At 40.4% G+C, this 18,809-nt stretch carries 10 protein-coding genes and 1 pseudogene; 8 read left to right on the forward strand and 3 right to left on the reverse strand.

Annotated elements, in window-relative coordinates:
* Positions 1 to 179 precede the first annotated feature (179 nt).
* The 3 genes and pseudogenes from V7K38_RS27905 to V7K38_RS27915 all read right to left on the reverse strand — a co-directional run bounded on the left by V7K38_RS27905 (position 180) and on the right by V7K38_RS27915 (position 7,989).
* Positions 180 to 1,907, reverse strand: a complete 1,728-nt coding sequence (locus tag V7K38_RS27905; protein ID WP_334862775.1) for an SDR family NAD(P)-dependent oxidoreductase — start codon at positions 1,905 to 1,907, stop codon at positions 180 to 182.
* A 179-nt stretch (positions 1,908 to 2,086) separates the two neighbouring features.
* On the reverse strand, positions 2,087 to 7,483 hold the full coding sequence (locus V7K38_RS27910) for a beta-ketoacyl synthase N-terminal-like domain-containing protein (protein WP_334862777.1): 5,397 nt from the start codon (positions 7,481 to 7,483) through the stop codon (positions 2,087 to 2,089).
* A 228-nt stretch (positions 7,484 to 7,711) separates the two neighbouring features.
* Positions 7,712 to 7,989: pseudogene (locus tag V7K38_RS27915) on the reverse strand (hypothetical protein).
* 1,351 nt (positions 7,990 to 9,340) lie between these two features.
* On the opposite strand from V7K38_RS27915, the gene V7K38_RS27920 reads away from it, so the two are divergent.
* The 8 genes from V7K38_RS27920 (at position 9,341) to V7K38_RS27955 (ending at position 18,769) form a co-directional block, all read left to right on the forward strand.
* Entirely contained in the window at positions 9,341 to 10,549 is a 1,209-nt protein-coding gene (locus V7K38_RS27920; RefSeq protein ID WP_334862779.1) for an ABC exporter membrane fusion protein, read from the forward strand.
* A 74-nt stretch (positions 10,550 to 10,623) separates the two neighbouring features.
* A complete protein-coding gene (gene devC / locus V7K38_RS27925; protein ID WP_334862781.1) occupies positions 10,624 to 11,802 on the forward strand; it encodes an ABC transporter permease DevC in 1,179 nt (392 codons plus the stop codon).
* 203 nt (positions 11,803 to 12,005) lie between these two features.
* Positions 12,006 to 13,010, forward strand: a complete 1,005-nt coding sequence (locus tag V7K38_RS27930) for an NAD-dependent epimerase/dehydratase family protein (RefSeq protein WP_334862783.1) — start codon at positions 12,006 to 12,008, stop codon at positions 13,008 to 13,010.
* Between the two features lie 100 nt (positions 13,011 to 13,110).
* The gene (locus tag V7K38_RS27935) at positions 13,111 to 14,094 is read left to right on the forward strand and encodes a glycosyltransferase family 2 protein (RefSeq protein ID WP_334862785.1); all 984 of its coding nucleotides are present in this window, start codon (positions 13,111 to 13,113) and stop codon (positions 14,092 to 14,094) included.
* A 79-nt stretch (positions 14,095 to 14,173) separates the two neighbouring features.
* Positions 14,174 to 14,641: a DUF2141 domain-containing protein gene (locus V7K38_RS27940; protein ID WP_334862787.1), complete on the forward strand. Its 468-nt coding sequence runs from the start codon at positions 14,174 to 14,176 to the stop codon at positions 14,639 to 14,641.
* 134 nt (positions 14,642 to 14,775) lie between these two features.
* Complete coding sequence (locus tag V7K38_RS27945; RefSeq protein WP_334862789.1) at positions 14,776 to 16,035, forward strand: glycosyltransferase; 1,260 nt, start codon at positions 14,776 to 14,778, stop codon at positions 16,033 to 16,035.
* Between the two features lie 411 nt (positions 16,036 to 16,446).
* On the forward strand, positions 16,447 to 17,721 hold the full coding sequence (locus V7K38_RS27950; RefSeq protein WP_334862791.1) for a glycosyltransferase: 1,275 nt from the start codon (positions 16,447 to 16,449) through the stop codon (positions 17,719 to 17,721).
* A gap of 376 nt (positions 17,722 to 18,097) precedes the next feature.
* Positions 18,098 to 18,769 (forward strand): hypothetical protein, encoded by a 672-nt coding sequence (locus tag V7K38_RS27955; RefSeq protein WP_334862793.1) that lies wholly within the window; start codon positions 18,098 to 18,100, stop codon positions 18,767 to 18,769.
* Positions 18,770 to 18,809 lie beyond the last annotated feature (40 nt).

Below are 18,809 nucleotides of genomic sequence, written 5' to 3' on the forward strand. Positions count from 1 at the left end.
AAAAGGCAGGATTTACGCTGTTCCCCAAACTTTGAACGAGGCAAGTTATAGCAATCCTATTTGAGTTGTGAAAATTGCTGTTTTTAACGAACCGCAAAGGGCGCAAAGGACGCTAAGAAGAGAAAGAATTTCACAGGGATTTTAGGAATGCTATAGGTGTTGAGTTTTAAAGAATATTACTAGCTTCTGAGCATTTTCATTGACCAAATAATCGCATGAGCGCCGAGCATTCGTGAATATATTTTACCTTGGCGGTCGTGTATGATGAAGTTAGCGATCGCACTACTTGGTGTCTTAGCTAGTACTTCACAAGAAACGTAAAATGTTTCGTTATGGGGTATTGCTTCAAATTGTTCAAATTTTTCTACTTTTCCAGGTAAACAACCTTCTTCATGAAAGTGTTGTGTCCAAATCCATAAGGCGTGCATACTCAAGTCAGTGGTGTAAGGATTTACCCATTGGACGGGGAATTGTCCTTGTTGCTGTGGGGTGAGTTCTGGCCACAAACATTCTGTTGTGATTTTTTCGGGAGTGATGTTTAAAACTCTTTTGACTTCTTGAAAACCGGGGCCGTGAAATAATGTCGCCCCACCATTTTGGTAAAAAGCTTTTCCTGTAGCGGTGATGATATTATCTGGTTCGAGATTGAGAGATTCATAGATTGGTGCATCTGGGATTTCACGCTGGAGATTGAGTTGAGCGCTAAAATGAAAATGGGTTTTTCCTTCTGGATTTTTACTTGAAATTTTGGCTTTAAGTTCGATGCTTTCAAGGTTAACTTTAGAAATTTCTTCTATTTCTAAAATATGTTCCTTAGCTAATGTTTCATTAAAAGTAATCCCCTTCAAAACTTTGAAATCTTGGTAATAAAACAACCGATAACCAGGATATAATTGTTCAGAAGCATTGATAATCCACGTCATTGCACAAGTTGCTGGTAAAACTGGAGAACCAGCAATAGTATGATCGTGTAAAAATGGATTAGCCTCTAATGTCATTTGGCGACGGATACGATGGGTTCGTAGTTCTGAATCTAACTCTGCCGCAAGTGGAACTAATGGGCTACCAATAACAACTTGTGCAGTTGCATGATTAGTATTATCCATTTCTTTAACCAGCATTTGCGCCCCGACTGCAATGGGAATTATTTCAATTTTTCGCTCTTGAAAAATCTTCTTTAATTCTGCTGTCACCATCCCACTGTCCCAAGCGCCCCAGTTGATAGCGACTACATGACATGAGGGATAACTTTGCTTAAATATATGGGCTGATTTGTTCAGAATTTCGTTTGCGATCGCATAATCAGATTGTCCGGGATTTCCGTAAAAGCCTGTGACTGAAGAAAACAAAACTAAATGCTGAAGTTGACTAGGGTTAACGCAAGCCAGTAGGTTTTCTAAGCCTTGAACTTTGGCGGTGTAAACTTTTTCAAAATCATCTTCTGTTTTCTTTTCAATTAACTTATCAGCTAAGTTTCCAGCGCCGTGGATGATTCCGGTAATTGGGCCGAGATGTTGCACAGCAGTGGCAAGTTTTTCTTGTAAAGCTTGCGTATCTGTAACATCGACGCTGATATATTCTGCTTTAGCTCCGGTTTTTTCAATTGCTGCTAGAGTCTTTTTAATTTCGCGGCTGGAGGTAATTTTGTTATATATTTTTTGCACATTCATGGGTGTGGGCTTCTCTCCTTGAGAAAGAAGATTTTCCATGATGCATTTTTTCAATGCGGAGTCATCGGAATTTTGAGCAAAATCTGGTTCGCTTTCTAATAGTTCGGAGCGACCGAGAAGGATGAATTTGCAGGGTTGCTGTTGAGCTAATCTGATAGTACACTCAGCCGTAATCCCTTTTGCACCGCCGCTCACGACAAAGACAGATGATGGACTAAGCTGGGCTGTTTGTGTCATAAATCCTCGTGAATACCTGCATAATTTTGGTTTTTTGATGTGCAACTGATTCTTTAAACCCCCGCTTCCATTCCTCTCCCCCACAGGGAGAGAGGCTTTGATTCTTACTCCCCTTCCCTTGTAGGGAAGGGGTTGGGAGTTAGGTTTGAGAGAAAGTTACACACTGCGTTAATCTGCTTTTAATCGGCGATAATGGTGACTCGTCCCTGTGAGCCGTAGCCAACTTCACTGATATAAAGATTGGGATCGTGAAGTTCGGCGATGATTTTTTGTACTGACTGTTTAGCGTCAAGTCTGGGGCTTAAATCGATCGCACGGGTGAAAACTTTTGGCCATTCCCATCTCAGAGTTTTGGTTAATCCAAATAAACCAGCGCCGATCGCACCGAAGTTGACTTTGTACTCTAAACCGAAGGCTCCATCAAGGTGAGCAACTGTGCAGAAACAACTACGTCCATGTTTTGCAGCTTCGTTGAGGGAAGGTTTCAGGTGTTTCGCCATCAAAAATACGTGCTTGACGATCGCCTTTTCTGATTCGTTATAAGAAATACTTCCGGTGTGATTTCCTACAAACATTGGGTGTAGATGGATGAAAGCCCCAATCGCTCCGCAGTGAGATGCGATCGCTTGTAGTTGTTGGTGAAGATGTTCTTCACTCAAGTTTGCTAAGGTGACGCGGGTTACTCCTGTGGGTAAGGGCGCTTGCTGGGCGATGAGCGATTGGGGGAAGCTGATAACTACTACTTTCCAGCCTTTCTCGATTAGGGATTCAGCTAATTTATAAGTGGTGAGGGAACCATCATCGGTAATTAAACCGATGTGTCCCTCTGGTAACGTGAAATCCAAATAATCGGGCTGTGGTAAACTTCTGAGTTTGACGAGATGGCGCTGGATATTATGCTCTAATTCATGTTCTAATTGGGGTGGCTGCTGTTGGACAAACTCAGGTTCAGACTTTTTTTTTTCACCTCCAGCCAACTGCTGTAGGTAATCGACTATTTGACCGATGGTGCGGAGATCGCCGAGTTCTTCAATATTCGGTTTGGGTAAGTTGGGGTACATTTCTTGCATCGCCCCTAAGATTTCCACCCGTTTAATCGAATCAATCCCTAAATCGGCTTCCATGTCCATGTCCAGTTCCAGCATCTCCACTGGATAACCGGTTTTATCGCTGGTGATAGCTAACAGGGTTTCACCTAAGTTTGCAAATTCATCACTTGTAGCGGGTTCTGGTTCTGGAGTGAATGCGATAACTACGCTTGGTTCGGGTGCAACAACTACCTCAACTACTGGTGCAACTTCTACTGCAATCTCAGTTGGTTGTTGTACTTCGTGAACTGCAATTTCTACAGTAATACTTTTGGAAGCGTGGGATTGCAGATACTCTACAACTTGACCGATGGTGCGCTTTTCTGACAGTTCTTCTAAATTGGGCTTGGGTAGGTTGGGGTACATTTCTTGTAGCGCCCCTAAGATTTCCACCCGTTTGATCGAGTCAATCCCTAAATCAGCCTCCATATCCATGTCCATTTCCAGCATTTCGACTGGGTAGCCGGTCTTGTCGCTGGTGATGGCTAAGAGATTTTTATCCAAGTCAACAATATCGATGGTTGCATTAGATACAGATGCCGGTTCTGGAGTGAATGCAACAACTTCGCTGATTGGAGGTGAGCTAATTTTGACTACAACCTCAGCTTGGGGTTCTACAACTGGGACAGGTGGCGCGATTACAGGCTCTAATGTCTCGACGGTGGCGAAGTGGGGAGTCGGAAGTAGAGATGCGATTGATTGCGTCTGTATTGGCTCTACAGCAACCAAGAGAGATTCTTGGATAACATTTAAGTCATTTTTAGCTACAGGCTCGGCTACAGGCAAAGGTTGGCTTTCTACTATCTTGGTTGGTGCATTAGTAACAGTTGTTTCTGTTGTGAAATGATGGCGTACTGCATCGCTTAGTTTCTCTGTTAGTTGGGTTGCTCCCTCACCAGAGATAATCTGAGAATACTCTTGCTGTATGAGTTGGAAAAAGCTCTTAGTATATTCCAACTGCTCTTGAAGATATTGCTCATGGATGCGTAGGGTTTCACCTTGTTGGGAATGAAACTGCATCATACTGCGCTCTAAGCTTTCCATGACAACAAGCTTCATTTTGGCAGTTTCGGCTGTTGATTTACTTTCACTCAACAAGGAATTCTGCTGTTGCATCAGTTGGAAAAACGCTTTAGCATATTCCATTTGATGGTTGAGATAAGTACCGTGAACTTGTAAATTCTCGGCTTGATTTTCCTGGAACTGTGTCAGGAGGTATTCTAAACTTGCTAAAAGTTGTTCGTAATTTGTCAGCTTTTCTGGTGTTGGTTGCATCTTAGATTCCTGGGCTGGTTGTGACAGGGTAACAGGATTCATCTGTTGCTCTGGCTGGGTGATGATATTAGATGTCACACCGTTCATTTCTGGGATGGATTTTTTATGTCCGTTAGTCTCTATCACTGCTAGAGGTGGAGTCACACCTGGGCTAGTAAATAAGGGAGCCGCATCAGAATATTCGGGGGTGGGTAATGTGACTTTATGCCCATCCTGCAAAGCTAAAGCGAAGGCATTTTTCGTTTTTTCGGATCTGTAGTTTATGCCGTTTAAACGGACATTTAATGTCTTCTTCGTCTCAATTGGGGGAATAGTTTGGGGAAGTTGGTAAGGATCGAGGTTATTCAAAGCCAAACCAATTACTCGCAGCTGCACAACTGCTTCCCGTAAAGAGCGATCGCTATTCTTTTGAGCGCTGGGGTTCAAAGATACAGTGATGTGTGGGCGATCGCCAAGGATATCTTTTACTAAGTTGGTGAGAATTCTTCTCGGCCCAAATTCCACAAAGCAAGTACCACCCGCCGCATAGATATTTTCAATTTCCTGTTTAAACAGCACCGAGTTCGAGAGGTGGGTTTCCAGGATTTTTTGAATATTTTGGGGTTCTTTGGGATACTGCTTACTGGTGACGTTGCTGTAAACAGGGATTTTCGGACTTTGGAACTTGACAGACTTGGTAGCGATCGCAAAGGATTTTTGAGCAAAGGCGATTAGCGGTGTATGGAACGCTGCTGAAACAGGTAACAATACGGCTGTATATCCTTTCTCGTGTAAAGCCTCTCTGACTCTCGCTATTTCTGCGGTGGGGCCAGCCAAGACAAATTGAGTGGGAGAATTTTGATTAGCGATCGCAACTTGCGGAAAATACCTCAGCACTGCTTCCACTTTGCTGATGTCTTCTTTAACAGCCAACATACTTCCCGCATCATGATCTGGATCTTCGGGGGCAGCCATTGCTTGACCCCTAGCTTTCACTAAGAACAAGTAATCTTCTGTACTCAAAACCCCCGCAGCCCATAGCGCTGTCAGTTCACCAAAGCTATGGCCGGCAACAAAATCTGACTTGAACCCAGCTTGTTGCAGTATGCTGTACATCCCTGCACTCAACACCCCGATGGCTGGTTGAGCGTATTCTGTGCGTTGTAAGGCAGCAATTTGGACATTTTTTTCTGCCTCTCCAAACACAGGATGAGGAAAAACGATCTCTGACAACGGCTGCAAATTATCTTTGAGCAACAGGCTATCCATATAACCATGAAGACGACGCATCAACGGGAAATTCATCACCAGTTCGCGTCCCATCTCCAAGTATTGCGAACCTTGACCAGAAAATAGAGAGACAACTTTTCCACCCAACTCCATACCAGATGAACGGTAATAAATCCCTTGGGGATGCTCCCAAGATGCTGCTGTTCCTTTGTGTTTCAGCCACTCAATGCTAGTTTGCAGCAACTTGCAAGCTTCTTCGAGATTCTCAGCTACAAACCCAAATCTGGCAGCAGAGAGGGGAATTTGTTGTGATTTGCACTCATTGACTAATTGTGCGTAGTATCTGGGTGCGTCTGGCGAGCGCAACTTACCTAAAATCTCTTCAGATTTGCTCAACAATTGGTCTACTGTAGGAGCAAACAACAGCACTTCACTAGCAGGACTGTGTAAGCGGTAGGCGGCATTTTGGTCGGCTTCATATTCTTCCAAAACGACGTGATAGTTGGTTCCGCCAAACCCAAAAGAACTTACACCCGCACGTCTTGGCGCTTCACCTTCTGGACGAATCCAAGGTCTAGTTTCGGTATTCAAATAAAAGGACGAAGTTTTAATGTTGAGTTTGGGGTTTGGCTCAGTGATGTTAATTGTGGGCGGTAAGACTTTGTGATGTAAAGCCAAAGCAGTTTTAATCAAACTCGCCGCACCCGCAGCTGCTTTTGTGTGTCCGATTTGTGATTTCACACTACCCAAAGCGATGTGCTGCTTTTTCTCATCATGTTCATCAAAGAAGTCTTTTAAAGAACCGAATTCTGTCGGATCTCCAGCCATTGTACCCGTACCATGTGCTTCCATCAAACCAACAGTAGCGGGAGAGAAGCCGGCATCTTCATAAGCGCGTTCTAAGGCTTTAACTTGGCCTTCTTTGCGGGGAGCATAAATGCTCTTATAACGTCCATCGCTGGAAGTACCAATACCTTTAATTACGGCATATATTTTATCGTTGTCCCGTTCAGCATCTTCTAACCGTTTCAGGACAATCATCCCAATACCTTCACCTAGCATCATCCCATCGGATTTAGCATCGAAAGGTTTGACATTTTCACTAGGAGAAACAGCCGGTGTTTTGCTGAACGAGATGTAAGCCATGATGGTGTTATCGGTATCAACACCACCAGTCAGCATCATGTCAGAACGATGCTCAACTAGCTCACTAATTGCCATTTTTAAAGCACCGAAAGAACTAGCGCAAGCGGCATCAACTACGCAATTCATCCCGCCAAAATTTAGGCGATTGGCAATTCGTCCAGCGACTACATTCGCTAACATTCCAGGGAAAGCGTTCTCATCCCATTTCACATAAGCGCTTTTAATTTTATCGACGATTTTTTTCGTATCTTCGTCGGATAAACCACTGCTTTTGAGAACTTTTTCCCAAATCGGATATTCCAACCTGGCAGAAAGCGGCATTCCTAATTGCTTGGCCATAGCCACGCCTAAGATTACCCCAACAGTCTCGCGGCTAAACTCACGTTTTTCGCCATAGCCAGCATCTTCCATCGCCTCTTTTGCAACCACTAAACTTAATAGTTGCGATACATCTGTAACTTCTAAAATGCTGGGTGGTATGCCGAATTCCATCGGGTTAAAATCTACCTCTGGAAGAAACCCGCCTCTTTTGCAGTAAGTTTTATCTTCAGTAGTTCTAGGATTCGGATCGTAATAATCTTCGACGCTCCAGTGAGTGGAAGGAACATCAGTAATACAGTCAATTTTGTTTACTATATTTTGCCAGTATTCCCGCAGATTTCTGGCTTTAGGTAATAGAGAAGCCATCCCAACGATGGCAATAGGATTGTGTTGTAATTGTCTGTTAATTCTGTTGACTGACACTGATTTATCTGACTTCATTTTTTTTCCCTCAATAGACTTAATTACAGCCTGTTCGCAATTCTGGATCAGGCTTTCTAACTCCGCTAAGGCAGTATCAATTGAATAAGCAGACATAGGGCATAGTGAGTACTGTGGATTGTGTAGTTACAGTAATTTCTGTTGCCTACTAATTAATGAAAAACTCTCGTTGTGCAACCAGTTAGCACATTTGAAATCCTGGCAGAAAAGTAATTACGAATTACGAACTATACCAGGTAAAGCCTTATGTTTCCAGGCGACTTTGGCAGACTGCGTAGGCGTAGCCCGCGTAGGCGTAGCCCGTCGTAGACATCGCAAAAATTGTTATCCAACGCTAGACTCTTTAAATTGTGGCAATAGGTCAAAAACGTTGTTAAAACTGGTAAAATAGTCTTGGAGTGTAATAGCTGCTTGACCAGTGAATTTAATCCATTTGTAATGGTAGAGATTTTGAGTAATGGTATCCTACTGGAGCGATGGAAATTTAGGAGTAGCTAAGAGAACAGAAACATTTTTTCAGCCACAAGCTTTTGATTATTTAGCCTAACCACAGCAACATAGCGATTGTTAATGACAACGTTCTGTATCTCGATCAACGTCATAGCCAATTTCAGCGTCCGGGATAATATATTTTATGCTACTTGAACTAGCAAAGTTGACAAGTTCGTTACACAAAAGACACCACCTTTAATCCGAATTTATGTAAGTTGAAAAAGTAATGAAACGAGCAGACGACGATGGAAAAGCAGTTATATTTAGTTATTTTTAATTTCAAAATCTCAATTAAATAACTAGTTTGTATAACTACTTTAAAGCATTGAATTAATAAAAATACTAACATACTTTACAGAAACTAAATCATTTCTTTAAAGTTATTTTATAAAGTAACATTCACAATTACTGATGTTAATTTGAATAAAATTAAGCAAAAAAGTATAATTTATAACTCTATAAATGTCTCAGATGTTTTGTTATCTACGCATTAACCATAAATTTCTGCTGAATTAAGTTAACAATACAAATCTGTTGTCTAGTAAGTAACAATTCAATGAATACATAGATCAACTGAACAACCATAAGTATGTTTTTTCAGAGAAGCATCATAATTGAGTCAAAGTTTTGGGTTATTTTTCAATATAAGTCAACTTAAGAAATAAAGCGGTTATTTATAAAGCAAATGTTAATTTTTAGTATGTTCCGTGATAAACATAATCATGATTGCATGAGATAAAGCCGGGGCAATGGAATTATACCTCTGGTACAGGGCAGAGTAGACCGCCTCCTCAAACTAAGAAAATTGGGTATTTTAAGCCCACGGAGGTGGGTTATGCTTGTGTAGAAGCGGTTTATAACCGCCTTTTAATTACTATGAGCAAAGCCAAAAATAATGTCTTATACTACACAACCTTGCTAACAATAATCTGTTAGGAATATCAAATCTGCTTAATAACGAACTATCTGTTGGTATTCAATAGCAGACTACGGATTGGTGATGAGTAAAATCTTTCAGCATCTAATCTGACTCCGATGAAATATTTTAGTGAGAGAATCAAGACTTATACAAATTAAATCGATTGACAAAATCCCATTTTTACGTCAGACTTAATGACAAGTTTATCCAAGTTTTGATTGCATTTTTATTAGCGCTTCGTTGTTCTTGAGAGTTAAGTTTTCTGGTTAGCGCTATTGTATTTTACGCTACTGGACTAGATGTCAAATTAGGATATAACTTAGGAAGCTTTGAAGTAACACCACCATTAATTTTCACGCCACAATAGTGAGTTTGGGTGGTAAAAGCGTACAACAATTCATATAAAACCAATTTAGACCCATCCAGTTTATTAAGGTAGAAACTCTAGAGGAAAATCCTCTTAGTAATTTGCGGATGAGTCTATATCTAATCGATTAAATATAACCAGGCTATCCCCTAGAAAACAGAATTGGAATGAAAAGATGGCAGTAAATAAAGAAAGCCGATTATTCACAAAACCCGTAGGGCGATCGCAAGTAATTTTAGCAGCTTCTCTCATTCTAGCGGCCGGATTAATAGCTTTTTATAGTTTAGTTCCATTTTGGTCTAAACCTAAAGTTGTGACACCAGCAGCAAATCCTCCAAAAGCTGTGACTCCTGCGAAAGTTGCTGTGACAGCCTTGGGACGTTTGGAACCAGAAGGTGAAGTTACATCTTTGACTGCTCCTGCTTCTAATAATGGGGTGCGAGTAGACAGACTGTTGGTGAAAGAAGGAGAGGCAGTTAAAACAGGGCAATTACTGGCTTATCTAGAAAATTATGGTCGTTCTAGAAGTGCATTGCAACAGGCTTTAGACCAATTACAAGTTGCCAAAGCTAAATTAGTGCAGGTTAAATCTGGAGCTAAAACCGGAGATGTCGATGCTCAAAAGGCTGCGATCGCCCGTTTAGAGCCACAATATAAAGGGGATGTTGCTACCCAACAGGCGACAATCGACCGTATCCAGGCTGAGGTAGACAATGCTCAAGCCGAAAACGATCGCTATCAGCAATTATATAAACAAGGTGCGATCGCGGTCTCTGTAGCAGATACCAAAGCTTTGCAACTCAAGACTACACAACAGCAGCTAACAGAAGCCCAAGCCACTCTCAAGCGCACTCAAGACACATACCAAGCACAACGCAAGCAAGCACAAGCACAACTCACCAGTATTAGCGAAGTGCGTAGTGTAGATGTTCAGGTGGCACAAACCGAAGTCAACAGTGCCACAACTTCTGTTCAACAAGCAAAAGCCGACTTGGATTTAACTTACATTAAATCTCCCATAAATGGCAAAATTTTAAAAATTCATGCCAAAACCGGAGAAGTAATCAGCACCAACAAAGGATTTGCTGAAATCGGTAAAACATCTCAAATGTATGTGATTGCAGAGGTGTATCAAACCGATGTTCAAAAAGTGCGTGTAGGACAAAAAGCCACAATTACCAGCACTGCATTTACTGGAACAATAAAAGGAACTGTAAAAGAGATTGGTTGGCAAGTTGACAAGCAAAACATCTTCAGCCTTAACCCTGGTTCAGATACAGACCGCAGAATAGTTGAAGTTAAAATCTCCATTGATAATCCCGCAGATAGTGAAAAGGTCGCTCGTTTAACTAACTTACAAGTGGATGTAGCCATTCATATTTAGTCAATTGGCAGATGTCATTCACAAATGACAAATGACCAATGACAAATGACCAATGACAAAAGACAAATAAATCCATGAATTTCAAAATTCCTTTAGGATGGCTACAGCTAGCGCAGCAAAAAGTTCGTTTACTAGTAGCTGTAGCCGGGATTGGTTTTATTGTGCTGCTAATGTTTGTGCAACTTGGTTTCCAAGATGCCCTCTATTCTAGTGCAACTGCTGTACATCAGAATCTCAAGGGAGATTTATTTGTAGTCAGTTCGCAATATAAATCTTTAACCTCAAATCAAAGCTTTTCGCGGACTCGTTTGTACCAATCTCTGGGGTTTGATGGCGTTGAGTCAGTTAGTCCCATGTATTTGCAATTTGCTAAACTGAAAAATCCGGCAACTAGTGAGAAATATTCAATATACGTTATTGGTTTCGATCCGGGTAAACCTGTGATGAATCTCCCAGAAGTGGAGAAAAATTTAGATAAACTCAAAATTCCTGATGTCGTACTTTTTGACCGGGGTTCTCGCCCAGAATTTGGCCCAATAGCTGAAAAGTTTGATGCGGGAAATACTGCACAGACAATTGAAATATTTCCCTACAATTCATTAATTGGCTATAGAGTCAGAATTGGTGGCTTATTCACATTAGGGCCTTCCTTTGGGGTAGACGGAAATTTACTTGTTAGTGACTCCACTTTCTTGAGGATAAATCCCAATAGCCGTCCTGCGGATATGATAGATATCGGTTTGATTTCACTCAAACCTGGTACTAATGCCGAAACAGTACTGAAAAATTTGCAAGCAAACTTGCCTAATGATGTCCAAGTTTTTACCCGCAAAGGCTTCATTGATTTTGAAAAAAACTATTGGGCTGTTAGAACTCCCATTGGTTTTATTCTTAACTTGATGTTGACAATGGCTGCGGTGGTTGGTGTGGTTATTGTTTATCAAATTCTTTACAGCAATATTGCTACTCAATTTGTTGCTTACGCCACTTTAAAAGCCATCGGATATGCCAATAGTTATTTGTTGAATGTGGTATTTCAGCAAGCTTTAATTTTGGCAATCTTAGGTTATATCCCAGGATTTATCACTTCTGTTTTGTTATATAGTTTTGCAGCAGAATCAACTAAACTACCAATAGTTATGACCACTAATAATGCAACGATCGTCTTAACTTCAACAGTTTTAATGTGCATAACATCAGGAGCGCTTGCTATCAATAAACTCCGCTCCGCAGACCCTGGAGATATTTTCTAAGCAAGAAAATCTGCTTTTAATAAATATTTAATCTGGTGGATAAATTAATTTTGTAGTAAGGATTTAAGTAATTATTTTATAAGTACTGAAGTTCTTACTACGAACCATCAAAGCTAGTGCTTTTGTTTGAATCCAAAATCTAAAACCGTTCGACTGAACGCTCACCAAAAGTCTAAAATCCAAAATTGGTATACCCCAACTATATGAACCTCAAAGATAAAACCTTGCTAATTACTGGTATTGATGAATTTGTCGGTTTGCGTACAGCCGAGTTAGCCATAGCGCAAGGGATGAAGGTTCGTGGACTGCAAAGTTCTACAGAACAGAACAAACAATTACAGAATTTAGGTGTTGAGATAATTATTGGTAGTATCACCGATTCTACTATTGCTCAAAAGGCTTGTCAGGGAGCAGATATCGTTTTACATACAGATCAACTTGCCGAAGAAGCTGGTGCAATTAAGAATTTTCGTGATGTAAATGTTGGCGGTACTGTCAACATGGCTAAAGCTGCTAAACAGGCTGGTGTAAAAACATTTGTGCATCTTTCTAGTGTAATGGTTTACGGCTTCAACTATCCTAATGGGGTTACAGAATCTGGGCCACTTTCTGGCGAAAATAATCCTTACTGTGAAACAAAAATAGAAGCCGAAACAGCAGTTTTAGAACTGAATAATCCTCCAGATTTTGGCATCATCGTTATTCGAGCCGGAGATGTTTATGGACCAGGAAGTATACCCTGGATAGTCAGACCGGTTTTGATGATGCGTCAAAAATTATTTGCCTGTGCCAATGATGGTAAAGGAGTAATCAATCACGTATATATAGATAACCTGATTGATGGCATCTTTCTAGCGATACAAAAAGAAACCTACGGTGAAATATTTAATATCACTGATGGACAAGAAACTTCGTGGAAAGAGTATTTTATGCGTTTAGCAGCAATGGAAGGCTTACAAGCACCTCTTTCATTATCGAAAGATGAAATCAAGTTGTTTCTAAAGCTACGTGTTCAAGGACAAAAACTTTTTCGGAAAAAAGTTGACATCTTACCAGAGTCTATAGATTTTATGACTCGTCCTTATGCTTGTTCTATTGTCAAAGCACAAAGCCTGTTAAATTATAAACCAACAATTGACCTAGAAGAAGGAATGCAGCGAACACATGAATGGCTGCAAAAAACAGATATTCAAAACTTGATTAAATAGTCCTCTACATCCCCGACTTCTTAAATAAGTCGGGGATGTAGATACCACAATTATCTGCAATTGAGCATAAAATAATTCACAGATTTTCCGAATACTTATTATGAGTAACGATCAGCCAAGATTGAGCATCGGATTACCTGTATACAATGGTGAAAGATTTCTCAAAGAAGCCATAGATTCACTCTTGGATCAAACCTTTGAAGATTTTGAGCTAATTATTTCAGATAATGCATCTACAGATAAAACTGAGGAAATTTGTAGAGCTTATGCTGAGAAAGATAAACGTATTTGTTACTACCGCAATGACAGTAACATTGGTTGCGCCCGTAACTTTAATCGTGTCTTTCAATTGTCTTCAGGTGAGTACTTTAAGTGGGCAGCTTATGACGATCTACATGCTCCAGATTTTATCAAGAAATGTGTTGAGATACTTGACCAAGACCCTAGCATAATCTTGTGTCACCCCCAGACATATTTTATTGATGAACAGGGTAATTTTCTCCAAAATTACGATATCAAACTTAAGGCAGATGCGCTAAAACCACACGAGCGTTTTCACGAATTACTGACGAAACATTTATGTTATCAATGTTACGGAGTAATTCGTGCCAGTGTCCTGAGAAAGATACCATCTATGGGTGGTTACGGTAATGCAGATGGAATTCTTTTATTAAGACTTGGTATTCTTGGTAGGTTTTATGAAATTCCTGAATACCTATTTTTTGCCAGAAGCCATCCGCAACAATCAATGAGTATGTATTTCCCTAATTATTTGTTGTTTGCTAACAACAGTAAAAAACACTCATTGAGTATGCTACCTGATTTTTATGCGTATACAGTGTGGTTTGATTCAGCAAAGCAAGGAAAAATTTTATTGCCACATTGGAGAATAATCTGGGAGTATCTACTCTCTATATGGCGTAGCCCTCTGAGTTGGAATGAGCGCCTATGTTGTCATAGAAGTTTATATCAGCAGTTAAAAGGGGCAGAATATCTTTTGCTGAAAGATTTACTAAGAGTGCTGCAAGTACTTTGGAAAAGTTGGCGACTAGCATTAATTAAAAAACATCAAGTCATAAATTGAACGAATCAGTTCAAAAATAAAAGCTGTACTTACTAGCTTTTACCCAGTTGCAAAATTACCTATTCATCACCACAAAACTATGCTGAAACTATCTCATATCTTTCATGTTTTACTTGCTACTTTAGTAAGCCTCAGCTTTGCTAAAACAGTTAATGCTGAACCAACTGCAACACTTAGTATTGTAGTAAATGGTATACAACACAAAAAAGGTGAAATTTGCTTCCGAGTTTACGCAACTGAACAAGGATTTCCCACGAGTAATTCTAAGGGATCTCAAAGTGGCTGCACTAAGATTATTGGCACTTCTGTAAAAAAAGAATTTTCCGGTTTGAAGCCTGGAACTTATGCTGTTAGCGTGCTTGACGATCAAAATGGCGATCGCAAACTCCATAAAGACTTTTTCGGTATTCCCACAGAAGGTTTTGGGATTTCTAAAAATCCAACTGTGTCTATACAAACAGGTACACCAAAGTTTCGTGATGCCAGTTTTGTTGTCAACAAAAATACAACTGTGAACATCATTATGAAGTATTCGCTGGATTCATAAAGGCTACTGGGGATTGGGTACTGGGGACTGGTGACTGGGGACTACTCATTCTCTAGAAAATACTTCTGATTTCCAGTCCCTAATCCCCAGTCCCTAATCCCCAGTCCTTAATCCTATCGGAGATTAAAAATTTAATGGAAGATTTGGCGATATTTTTGTCTAAGTCTTTGATGGGTTGGTTGGTTATTCAGGTGTGTTTTACGCTTGTCTTTATATGGTATCTGCGCTCATCTAAAAAAAACTTATTACCAGATGATCAGTTACCCAAAACAGCAGTGATTCTTTGCTTACGCGGAGCCGATCCGTTTTTGCCTAGATGTTTGCGATCGCTCCTGAACCAAAACTATCCACACTATGATTTAAAATTGATCGTTGATAGTCACGAAGACCCCGCTTGGAAAATTGCCAGTGAAACCATCACAGAGCAAGAAGCGACCAACGTTCAAATTAGCCCTTTGAGAATAGTACGCAACAATTGTAGTCTCAAATGTAGTTCCTTAGTCCAAGCTGTGGGTGAGTTGGATGATTCCTACAAGGTGGTTGCCTTAGTAGATGCTGATACCATAGTTCATGTGAATTGGCTGCGAGAATTGGTCAGTCCTTTAGGTGATGCTAAAGTAGGGGCGACAACAGGTAATCGTTGGTATGTCCCTACAGGTAAATATTGGGGATCTTTAGTCCGGTACATCGGTAATGTATCCACAGTAGTGCAAATGTTTATCTTCCAGATTCCTTGGGGTGGAAGTTTGGCTGTGAAAACAGAAGTGCTTCGCCAAACAGAACTCCTAGATAAGTGGGGACAAGCTTTAGGCGAAGATTTTATGATGCACGATATCCTTAAAAAACATGGGTTTCAGGTAAAGTTTGTGCCTTCGCTGCTAATTGTCAATCGTGAAGAGACTGATTTATCCAACTTAATCGACTATCTTAAGCGCTTGATACTTTATTCTCGACTGTATCACCCACGTTGGTTAGCTTTAGTCAGTGAAGCTGTTTCTAGCATTTTGTTTCCGACTGCACTTATTATCTTAATTCTAGAGTCCTTCTTGCAGGCAAAATGGGAAGCTGCGTTTCTCTTATTAGGCTGTTATGCTGCCTATACTGTAGCACTACTCTTAATAATGCTTGTGTTGGAATTAGAGGTTCAGCGAGTGGTTCGCTCTAATGACCAGGCGATCGCAAAATTATCAGCTGCTACAATCATCAAAATGTTAATTGGGATTCCCCTAACACAGTGGGTTTATGGATTAGCGATGCTATCATCCATTTGGATCTCAACAGTAACCTGGCGTGGTGTCTCTTATCGAATTCAAGGGCCTTGGAATGTCCGGTTAGTGGAATATCGCCCTTATCAATGGTTAGATCAGCCTATTGATAGCAAAGTTTCTCTTTGAATTAAATCGCTAAAATATGAACTAGGGCATGAAAGTTATTACACTAAACATTCCCTAGTCTTCAAATTAGATTATCTTATATTTAGTACAACTATATTAGCTATAACTCTTGTCAGAATACACGTTTTTTCTTGTTGATTATCAAAATGTATTTGCACTAATGGCAAGAGTTTAGACAAATATATTAAGGGGAATCTTGACTTAGTACTTTGGATGTTTTGATAGTTTCAATCCCAGTTTATAAACATCCACTTCACAATCGATATTTTTGGCTATTTGAAAATACGTAAATCCTTAGCCTACCCGAATTAGTTGTAATTTATTAGCTAGAGAATCAGGATGTTCATGAAACATAAGCTGCGTAAATCCTGAATTCAAAACCAGCATTTTTGTGAAATATTTCCCTTTATTATGACTAAGCAAAAACTTCGCATTGCACTGTTTACAGGATTGTATGCTCCTTTCTTGACTGGTGTTTCTGTCGCTGTTCACCAACGAGTTCGTTGGTTACTAGAGCAAGGACATGAGGTTTTTCTAGTTCATCCGCAAATCAGCGATCGCTACCCCAAAAATGTTGGCGATCGCCCGATGGTAGGTTTGAATGAAATTCAGTCTTTCCCCAATTTCTCTGCTTACGCATTTCCCACCGAACCGCTATTATTCTATAAGTCTCTTCCCCAACCGTTAAATCATCGGCATTGGAGTGATACCAAGTTGCTGGAGAAATTTAAGCCCGATATTATCTTGGTTGAAGAAGCCGCGCAAATGAGAGGTTTATACTCATTTTTCCTGCAAGGTTATGGTCGTCCAATTGGTGTCGAGTACGCAAAACGAACAGGTACGCCAATAATATCACTTTTCCACACTGATATCGTTGCGTATATCAAATATTATTTTGGAGATAAATTCTTTAACTTTGTTCGTCCCATCATTCCCGTTTTAGTCAAGCAATTTAGTGAGTCTTATGACTTCAATTACTTTTCTTCTAAAGAACAGCTCACTAAATACGAAGAACTGAAATGCCAACGGGCTGAATATGTCCCTTATCAAGGCATTGATTGCGAAAAATTTCACCCGCGCAACATTTGTTATAATCCCATTCCTAACGACAACCGACCAACTATTTTGTTTGTTGGACGCATCACCCCCGAAAAGAATGTTAATCAGCTGCTTGATATATTTCCACTCATAGCTGCCAAAATTCCTGATATTCATCTGGTGATTGTTGGTAGTGGCCCGTTGGATGAAGAGATTCGTGAGCGTGCTAAAAAGTTTGGATCGGGTATTACTATCTGGGGCGAATCCCACGGTACAGAACTTTTAGGCTGGTTTGCTAGAGCGGATATTTTTGTGAATCCCTCCGTTACTGAGAATTTCTGCACTACAAATAACGAAGCGCTAGCATCTGGAACGCCTCTAGTTGCGGTTGTTGCACCCTCAACTTCAGAACAGGTATCTCCTGGTCATAACGGCTTTCTTGCTCAACCTAACAACCCTACAGACTTTGCTCAAAAGGTGATTACGATTCTGGAAAATCCTGATTTGAAAGCAGATATGACCCGCCACGCTCGCCCTTCTATACTTGAATTTGATTGGTCGGCATGTATGCAAAAACTTGAAGACAAACTTTACCAAATCGTTGCAGGATCGCAGAGAGTGAAGGTAGGTACTAGGGTGAGACGATAACGATTATATAGTGTTCGCTTAACGAGCGGAATCAAAAGACCTCTCCCTGGTTTTACTACGTAAAACCGTCCCTCTCCGAGTCGGAGAGGGATAGATTATAATTCGTAATTCGTAATTACGCTTCTCTACGAGACGCTGCGCGAACGCTAACGTAATTTGTAATTCGTAATTACGAATTGGTTGAGGAACTTAGGTTAAGGATGAGCAAGACTGTTAATTGAATGGTGCGCTCGCGTAGCCTAATGTAGTACGAGCTTTGTTAACAATTTTGTAAAATTATTATAAAATTTCAGTGAGATTACTATGGCAGTTTTTAATTAGTATGTTGGTAGCTGTACTATTTGGATGTCATACTACCGTTAAAACAGTAATTTTTATGACATATCTACAAAAATTCTCAGTGTCTCTGTCAGCAGCAGCTTTAATTGCCTTAAGTACAGTGCAAATGGCACAAGCAAAACTATTGGTTACATCAGAGTCAGCTGTGGTAAATCTTGATGCTCAAGAAGCGTTGTTTACTATAAATTTTAATAGAGTGCCAGACTTTTTCACGCTTGATCAATTCGGGAGGCAAGCCGACTCTTTCCAATACTTTATTGAAGCAGATGGGGAATTCCCTATATTCAGAGGCTCTCCATTCGATAGTAACCTTGAGTCAATTATTCGCGGAGAAGAAATTCACGTTGCAGGTGACGTTCGGATACGTGATGTCTTCTCAGTTGGCCCATCAGAACCCAATTCCGCAGGGTGGGGTAAGATTCGGGGTTCAGTACCATACAGCCTCGATGGCACTGTGCTGAAATTTTCAGCACCTCTGCAATTTATTGGTGATTCAGACGGTTTGTTTAGCTATCGGTTAGAGTTGTACGAGTTTGGTGCTTGGAATGCTCTTACAAACGAAAATAAGTCTACTATTGCCAGTGTTCCCGAACCTAATTTTGCACTGGCTGCATTGACTTTTGGAGCCTTAAGTGTAGGTTTGCGGCAAAAACGTAAACATAAATCAGCCCTCAGTCCTGTAAATCAATACGCTTCGGTTAAGGCTTGATCGTGCATAAGCCACTTAAAACCGGGTAACTATACTAAGT

Source organism: Nostoc sp. (assembly GCF_036917465.1).
Taxonomy (GTDB): Bacteria; Cyanobacteriota; Cyanobacteriia; order Cyanobacteriales; family Nostocaceae; genus Nostoc.

Coding starts and splice junctions, on each gene's coding strand:
- V7K38_RS27905 (WP_334862775.1), bottom strand. CDS start 1,907: ATGACACAAACAGCCCAGCTTAGTCCATCATCTGTCTTTGTCGTGAGC.
- V7K38_RS27910 (WP_334862777.1), bottom strand. CDS start 7,483: ATGTCTGCTTATTCAATTGATACTGCCTTAGCGGAGTTAGAAAGCCTG.
- V7K38_RS27920 (WP_334862779.1), top strand. CDS start 9,341: ATGGCAGTAAATAAAGAAAGCCGATTATTCACAAAACCCGTAGGGCGA.
- devC (WP_334862781.1), top strand. CDS start 10,624: ATGAATTTCAAAATTCCTTTAGGATGGCTACAGCTAGCGCAGCAAAAA.
- V7K38_RS27930 (WP_334862783.1), top strand. CDS start 12,006: ATGAACCTCAAAGATAAAACCTTGCTAATTACTGGTATTGATGAATTT.
- V7K38_RS27935 (WP_334862785.1), top strand. CDS start 13,111: ATGAGTAACGATCAGCCAAGATTGAGCATCGGATTACCTGTATACAAT.
- V7K38_RS27940 (WP_334862787.1), top strand. CDS start 14,174: ATGCTGAAACTATCTCATATCTTTCATGTTTTACTTGCTACTTTAGTA.
- V7K38_RS27945 (WP_334862789.1), top strand. CDS start 14,776: ATGGAAGATTTGGCGATATTTTTGTCTAAGTCTTTGATGGGTTGGTTG.
- V7K38_RS27950 (WP_334862791.1), top strand. CDS start 16,447: ATGACTAAGCAAAAACTTCGCATTGCACTGTTTACAGGATTGTATGCT.
- V7K38_RS27955 (WP_334862793.1), top strand. CDS start 18,098: ATGACATATCTACAAAAATTCTCAGTGTCTCTGTCAGCAGCAGCTTTA.